Raw genomic sequence first — 7,104 nt, forward strand, 5'->3', positions numbered from 1 at the left:
GTTCTACGATGCGCCCATGCACCCGCGAACTCGGCCGATGAGACCCGCTGACATCGCGAACCAACGGGTGATCGAGGAACTCGACGTCGCCACCACTGGAAATGCTGTCATCGCGATCAGATCGGTCGAACGCGGGCGCTACGTCAGCAGACTGCACTTGGTCGATATCGACACCGATGCTCTCGACCAGGCTCGGCCGGTCACGTCAGGTCGGGTGGTGGATCGTTCACCCCGACTCACTCCCGACGGCTCGGTCGTCGCGTTTCTTCGGAGCGATCCGGATCAAGAGGATGCGCCCGCCAAATTGTGCACGGTGCGACTCGACGGCCGACGACCTGGACGCCTGCATTGGCTCGCGCCAAGTGGGAGACGCCCGGTGCACGGTGCCATCAGCGAGCTCGCCTGGTCACCCGACGGCACTCGGTTGGCGTTCACCGCCGACGTCGATCCACCCCGCTTCATCGTCGGCCGACGCACCCCCGTCGGAGACACGAAGTCGACGACGCCGGTCGCTCGTCACATTGTGCGAACCGATTGGCGACTCGACGGAGTCGGCCACCGCGACCATTGGGCACACCTCTTCGTGCTCGACGTAGGTGGAGCTGACGGTGGAGCTGACGGTGGCACATACGACGCCACCACTGCCCGCCGGCGGCCACGCCAGCTCACATCGGGCGACTGGGGAGTTTCGGGAATCACGTGGGCACCCGATGGCGGTTCGATCGCGTTCGTCGCTGACCCGGGCGCTGACAGCGACCTCCGACCCCACCCGAGGATCTGGTCCGTTGATGCCATCGGCGAATCGGAACCTCGACTGGTGCTCGACGCGCCGGGCGGAGCGACCCGACCTGCCTACTCCCCCGACGGTCGATGGTTGGCCGCCGTCGGCAACATGGCCCCCGCTCCGCTCGACGACGCGATCCCCGGTCTCCTCCTCGTGCGCGGTGACACCCGCCGCCGGACGTCACCGATCGAAGTGTCGCCGGACCTCGACCGGCACATCGGGAACTGGGCCGACTGTGACCTCAACGGTTGGATGGTCGGTGGGCGGCCCGGTCCTGTGTGGGCCGACGAGCGCACCATCGTGGCGGTGGTGACCAACCGGGGGCGAAGCCTGCCCGAGCGGTGGGTGATCGATCGCCGCACCGGCCGAACTATCGACGCACCGACGTTCGCCGAGCCCAGAGCCGAAGCAATGACGGAGTCGATTGCCGTGGTGCCGGCCAGCCCGACGCGGCCCGCCCGCATCGCGATGCTCGCCACCCTCGGCACCCGCGCCATGGAACTGATGACGGCCGATCTGGCCGACCCGTCGCTCGGACCGAAGCGCAACTTGGCGCACGGCATACCGCGTGGCTTTGTCACCCACACGACAACGGGCTCGGCATGGCAACGCCAGCTGGCACTTCCCGACATGACCTGTGTCGCGGTCCCGGGGCCGGGCGGTGACATTGACGTGTGGATTGCATCACCGGCGAGCGCCGGGTCCAACCCGTTGCCGACGATCGTCGACGTACACGGTGGCCCGCTCGGGTGCTGGGGGCCAACACCGCCGATCGAGGTGCTGCTGCTCACCGGTGCCGGGTACCGCGTCGTACTCCCGAACATTCGCGGGTCTGCTGGGTACGGGGCATCGTGGATCGCCCCGCAACTCGGCGACTGGGGCGGCGTCGATGCCGCGGACGTGCATACGGCACTCGATTACGTCGTCGACCGGGGTCTGGCGAACCCGACGCGGCTCGGAGCGCTCGGGCTCAGCTACGGCGGGTTTATGGTCAACTGGCTCGTCGGGACATCTGACCGTTTCGCGGCCGCCGTCTCGGAGAACGGCGTGACCAACCAGGTCGCCGTGTGGGCAAATTCTGATACCGGTCCCGAGTACAACCGCGCTGCGCTCATGGGCGATCCGCTCAGCGCCCTCGGTGTCGAATCGCTCTGGCGACAGTCGCCGCTGCGTCACGTTGCAGCCATCGACACGCCGCTGCTCCTGCTGCAGGCCGAGGCCGACCTGCGATGTCCGGCGCAAGACAACGAACAGTTTTTCATCGCACTCCGTCACCTCGGCCGGACCGTCGAGTACGTCGTGTATCCCGACGAGTTCCACGTTTTCGCCGCAGCCGGCAGACCCGACCGACGGGTCGACCGGATGGAGCGGGTGATCGACTGGTTCGCGCGCTATCTCTGAGCTCCGGTTGACCCGAGCTCGATCTTTCGTCGGGCGACGAACTCGGTGAGCTGCTCGTCGATCGCGGCGTCGAGCGTCGGCTCGTCGTAGCCCGCAACAAGTTGCTTCCAGATGCGGTTGGCGCGCTGCGTCGTGTCAATGCTGCCCGATTCGGCCCACGTCTCGTAGTTCCGCCAGTCAGACACAAGCGGTTGGTAAAACGCCGTCTCGAAACGCGTCATGGTGTGTGGTGATGCAAAGAAATGCCCACCCGGGCCGACCTCGTCGATCGCCGCAAGACCGAGCGAGTCCTCATCGACCACGATCGGCTGCAGGTACTCAGCCATCATCTGGAGCATCTCGGCGTCCACCACGAGCTTCTCGAACGACGCGGTGAGACCACCCTCGAGCCACCCTGCAGCGTGGTTAACGAGGTTTGCTCCACCGGCGATTGCGCCCCACAGCGACATCGCACTCTCGTAGGCGGCTTGAGCGTCGACAGAGTTCGCGGCGGTGGTGTTCGACGACCGGTACGGAAGCCCGTAGCGCCGGGCGAGTTGCCCACCCGCCTGCGCGGCGAGTGTGTATTCGGGAGTGCCGAATGCCGGCGAACCGCTGCGCATGTCGACGTTCGACGTGAACGAGCCGTACATCACCGGCGCACCAGGCCGGACCAGTTGGGTCAGCACCACACCGGCGAGCACCTCGGCGTTCTGCAGGGCGAGCGCGCCGGCCAAGGTCGCTGGCGCCATCGCTCCGGCGAGCGTGAACGGAGTGATGCACACCGCCTGACCGGCTTCGGAGAGTTCCGTGAGACCTTCCGCCATCGGGATGTCCAAGCTGAGTGGAGTGTTCGTGTTGACGATTGCCAGCACGGCCGGCTCGGCGGCGAGGCCGTCTCGATCGGTGCCGAGTGCGATCGCTGCGATGTCGATCGAGTCCGCCGCACGCTCGCGACCAAGCGCAATCCCCTGCCAGTTCTTGTCGAGCAGTTGTGCCAGCGACGCGAGAAGGTCGAGGTGCCGCGTCTCGGCTGGGAGATCCATGGCCTCGAATGGGCCACCGCCCTCCTGATGGATGATGTTGACCGACTGAATGAGCCGAAGAAAATCACGCTGCTCCGCGAACGTGCCGGGCCGCCGACCGTGGTCGAGATCGGAACAGAACGCGGGTCCGCCGATCGCGGTGAAGATCAGATGGTTGCCGCCCACGGTCAGGTTGCGCTGCGGATTGCGGGCGCGCAACGTGAACGTTGAGGGTGCAGTGCGAATTGTCTCCATCACCATGTCGGGGTCGAATCGCACGCGGTCGTCGAGTACGGCACAGCCTGCGCGTCGGAATCGCTCGCGAGCACCAGGCTCGAGGACCCGCATGCCCGTGTGCGCGAGGAGTTGGAGCGAGGCTTCGTGAAGATCCTCCAGCTGTTCGGGTCGAAGGACCTCGGTGTGCGGCCGCTGATTGACCACGTCGCGCCAAGCGAGTTGACTGATCGTCCCTCGGCCGCGCCCCGAACGATCAGGTCGAATGCGAGCCATCAGTGTCCGTCCTCGGCGGGGCGCACGGCCTGCAGAACACGCAGACGACTCTCGAAGTCCTCGTGAGCGTGGTAGCACCCCTCGAAGACGCGGGTACCGGTGTAGGCCATTCGTCCGTGCAGGGTCCGCCAGTTGTCGAACAGCACGACGTCGCCGGGGTCGAGACGAATCGTCAGCCAGTGGCTGCGGTCGTTGATCAACTCATGGAGGTAGCCGTACGCCTCGTACCACGCAGTCATCTCCTCGGGGTCCAAGAGGAAGGGCGCTCGGTCGTAGTTGTTGAACGTGAGTTGCCGGACCAACCCGCGGCTATTGACGCTGATCGTCGTGCGTTCGGCGCGGAGATGCACCCCGGGTTCGATGTACTGGCCGGGAACGGCGACGCGAGTCAGGAGGCCGTAGTACTCGGGCGCCTCGCGCCGAAGCCGTTCGGCGACGTCGAAGCCGTCGACGAGGATGCTCTCGCCTCCGGTGCCCGAGCGCTCCATGCACGCAAACATCTGCGTACCCGGCGAATCGTGGGAGTAGGACCCGTCGGTGTGCGGCTCAAGAAAAGTTTCGGAGTACGCGGAATCGGCGTGGTCGGCCAGATCGGACGCGAGCGTCCACATCTCCCCGAAGATGGTGGCGCGGATCGGTCCGACACGCCGCGCCAATTGCTCGGCCGCGCCCCCGGTCGTGTCCAACCCCCGAACGAGACCGAATCCCCGTGCATCGACATCGTCAAGCCATTCGAGTAGCGCTTGGTCGTCGTGCAGCACGGCATCGGCATCGCGCCACGGGGACACATCCGCAACATTGGGGAGGCCGGTGAGATCGGGGAGGTTCTCGACGCCCCATGTCTCACGTCGAGGCATTGATGGCATGGCGAGGCCGCTCAGCAGTTCCAACGTGAGCCGTGAGGACGGTTCGCCGTAGGCCCACTCGATGACCAGCGCATCGGGCGTGTGATGCAGTGCCTCCACGACGAGATCCCCCGGGATCGCGAACGTGTCCACGAGTCGCTGGCGACTTGCCGGGTCGAGTGAGGCAGGGTCTTCGCTGTGGTCGCGTACCCACCGCAACGGCAGTTGCAGCGTGGCGGTTGACCCGGCACCATCAGTGTCGCCATGACACCGCAGCTCCACCCGGATCTGACCATCAGGCGCGACATCAGCGCGTTCGATGCACACCGATTTGTTGGACATCGACGACTCTCCTTGGGCCTGACGGATGCCACGGGCTGGGCACGATAATCTTAGCTCCCAGTCGATCTGACCCGCTCACTGGTGCGCGCCAGACGGCACTGTTGCATTGCGCCACTATGACGGTCGAGTCGTTGCGTTCTGTCACTCTAAGTGGTTGTGGTGCTGGGCGACAGTGTCGTTCGAGGCCTACTGGCGCCACTGACGGCGGCTGGAGTTCGCGCTGGATGACTCAATGCAACAGTGCCCCGGCGGCGCCAGGCGCGTAGAGCGCCGGCATTTGAGCGTCCTCAAGCACGCCGCGACGCTCGCGAACACGGTCAACGAACCCTAGCTGCAGCGTTCGGCGCCGCCGCCACGGCCGGTCAGAACCCGTTGCGGACGTGTTGTGCGAGAACTTCTCTCTGCGCGTCCTCGTCGAGGTGGTCCAACCGACCGCCGGAGTACCGCTGCGGGACAAAACGCCTCAACGATCGAAGCAGGCGGCGCAGCAACCTCATCAGTGAAGTGTACGCAGGCACACCCACGACGGTGATTCAAGTGTGTTGCTGCGCACGCAGCCAGCTGACGCGCCTGCTTTGACCTTCTCTCCCGAAAACGCAGAAAGCCCGCCTCGAAGGACGGACTTTCTTAAACGCTGATCAGAGACTTTCCTGATCGGCTGATGGTGGCGGGGGTAGGATTTGAACCTACGACCTTCGGGTTATGAGCTGGCTCGGGTACATGTCGGGCTGTGACGGGCTGTGCCGATTCGTCCCGCTGAGCAGGGGTTTCGCGACTTCCTGATGTCGGGCTGTGATAGCTGATTTCGGCCTGTGACGACCAAATCGTTAGAAGAATCGTTAGAAGACGTGCGTATTTCAGCCACTTGCCTGATTCAGGCAAGTTGACTATCTGAGCAAATTGGTTCAGACTGGAGCTCAACCCCTCCTCACGATTCAGACGATTCTCACATGGCCCGCAAACCGACTCCGAAGGTGATTCAGAAGCTGCTCGCCGGCGCAGGCGAGCAGCTCGCGGGCCGGCTCCCGTCGAGCTGGCAAGTGTCGGTGGCGTCGCGGACAGCCGACGGGGGGATCATCCGCTTCGTCTCCCCTGCCGGTGACCGTTTCGAGGTGCAGGCGTTCGTCCGAAGACGGATGGATCCTCGGGCAGCCGCGACGCTGCCCGACTTCGACGAGCCGACCGTCGTGATATCCGATTGGCTCAGCCCTCGCACGAGGACGATCCTCGGCGATCGCGCACAGAGCTACGCCGACTCCACCGGAAACCTGTCGATCTCCCTCGATGAGCCGCTGGTCGTCATCCAGGCTGACGGTGCAGCGCGAGACCCGGCCCCGCGTCCCAAGACGCTGAGCAGTCTGCGCGGGCCACGAGCGTGGGCGCTCGAACGCACACTGGCCGAGGTGGTCCCGCCTTACGGTCTCGGCGAACTCGCCGAGGCGCTCGACATGGACGCCGGCTACGTCTCCCGTCTGCTCACCGGGCTCGGCCAGGAGTTGCTGATCGAGCGCCAGCCCCGCAAGCCGATCGAGCGGGTCGACTGGGAGGCGATGATCCGTCAGGTCACGCGCACCTACGGCCTGCTCGCCGACAACGAGACCACGAGTTGGATTGCGCCCGCAGGCCCGGAGCAGTTCCTTCGAGACCTGTCGTCGTCGAAGCTGAAACGGTGGGCCGTCACCGGCTCGTTCGCGTCCAGCCGACTCGTCTCGGTTGCCGCGCCCGAGATCGCCGTCGTCTACACCGACGATCCTGAGCGGCTGGCCGAGACCGTTCGGCTGCGTCCGACAAGAACCGGCGGGAACGTTGTGACAGCCGTTCCCTACGATCCAATTGTGTATGAGCGCACCTGGGAGCAGAACGGTCTCGTGTTCGCATCGCTCGCGCAGGTCGCCATCGACTGCCTCACCGGGTTCGGCCGCATGCCGGCCGAAGGTGAAGCGCTCCTCGACTGGATGCGACAACGCGCGCCTCGGTGGCAGTCGGCAGCACTCACCTCGGAGCCTGAACTCCCGTGAGTGACGGACTCAGGAGCGAGTACGTCGATGCCCGCTGCGTCCTGCTCGATGCTCTCGTGGGGCTTCGCCCGCACCTCGACGCGTTCGTCCTGATCGGAGCCCAAGCGGTCTACGTCCGCACCGTGGATCGACTGCCCGGATACCAACCATTCACCACCGACGCCGACCTCGTCTTCGACCCTGCTCGACTCGCGGACGAA

The 7,104-nt window shown here is 65.4% G+C and carries 4 protein-coding genes and 1 pseudogene; 3 read left to right on the top strand and 2 right to left on the bottom strand.

Going from position 1 to position 7,104, the window contains the following annotated elements:
- Positions 1–37 precede the first annotated feature (37 nt).
- Positions 38–2,185 (top strand): S9 family peptidase, encoded by a 2,148-nt coding sequence (locus ACH2EI_RS11105; protein ID WP_395160034.1) that lies wholly within the window; start codon positions 38–40, stop codon positions 2,183–2,185.
- Here ACH2EI_RS11105 and ACH2EI_RS11110 read toward each other — a convergent pair.
- Together ACH2EI_RS11110 and ACH2EI_RS11115 are read right to left on the bottom strand one after the other, a co-directional pair.
- On the bottom strand, positions 2,176–3,699 hold the full coding sequence (locus ACH2EI_RS11110) for a trimethylamine methyltransferase family protein (protein WP_395155621.1): 1,524 nt from the start codon (positions 3,697–3,699) through the stop codon (positions 2,176–2,178). The genes ACH2EI_RS11105 and ACH2EI_RS11110 overlap by 10 nt on opposite strands.
- The gene (locus ACH2EI_RS11115) at positions 3,699–4,886 is read right to left on the bottom strand and encodes a TauD/TfdA family dioxygenase (RefSeq protein ID WP_395160036.1); all 1,188 of its coding nucleotides are present in this window, start codon (positions 4,884–4,886) and stop codon (positions 3,699–3,701) included. The genes ACH2EI_RS11110 and ACH2EI_RS11115 overlap by 1 nt, the downstream gene beginning before the upstream one ends.
- Positions 4,887–5,836: 950 nt before the next feature.
- On the opposite strand from ACH2EI_RS11115, the gene ACH2EI_RS11120 reads away from it, so the two are divergent.
- Complete coding sequence (locus ACH2EI_RS11120; RefSeq protein ID WP_395155619.1) at positions 5,837–6,904, top strand: hypothetical protein; 1,068 nt, start codon at positions 5,837–5,839, stop codon at positions 6,902–6,904.
- Positions 6,901–7,104, top strand: a pseudogene (locus ACH2EI_RS11125) (hypothetical protein); the annotation flags it as partial. The gene ACH2EI_RS11120 and the pseudogene ACH2EI_RS11125, both read left to right, overlap by 4 nt.

This window comes from Ilumatobacter sp. (genome assembly GCF_041688325.1).
Classification (GTDB): Bacteria; Actinomycetota; Acidimicrobiia; order Acidimicrobiales; family Ilumatobacteraceae; genus Ilumatobacter_A.

Excerpts from the sequence above, each read along its gene's own strand:
- ACH2EI_RS11105 (WP_395160034.1), top strand. The coding sequence starts at position 38 with ATGAGACCCGCTGACATCGCGAACCAACGGGTGATCGAGGAACTCGAC.
- ACH2EI_RS11120 (WP_395155619.1), top strand. The coding sequence starts at position 5,837 with ATGGCCCGCAAACCGACTCCGAAGGTGATTCAGAAGCTGCTCGCCGGC.
- ACH2EI_RS11110 (WP_395155621.1), bottom strand. The coding sequence starts at position 3,699 with ATGGCTCGCATTCGACCTGATCGTTCGGGGCGCGGCCGAGGGACGATC.
- ACH2EI_RS11115 (WP_395160036.1), bottom strand. The coding sequence starts at position 4,886 with ATGTCCAACAAATCGGTGTGCATCGAACGCGCTGATGTCGCGCCTGAT.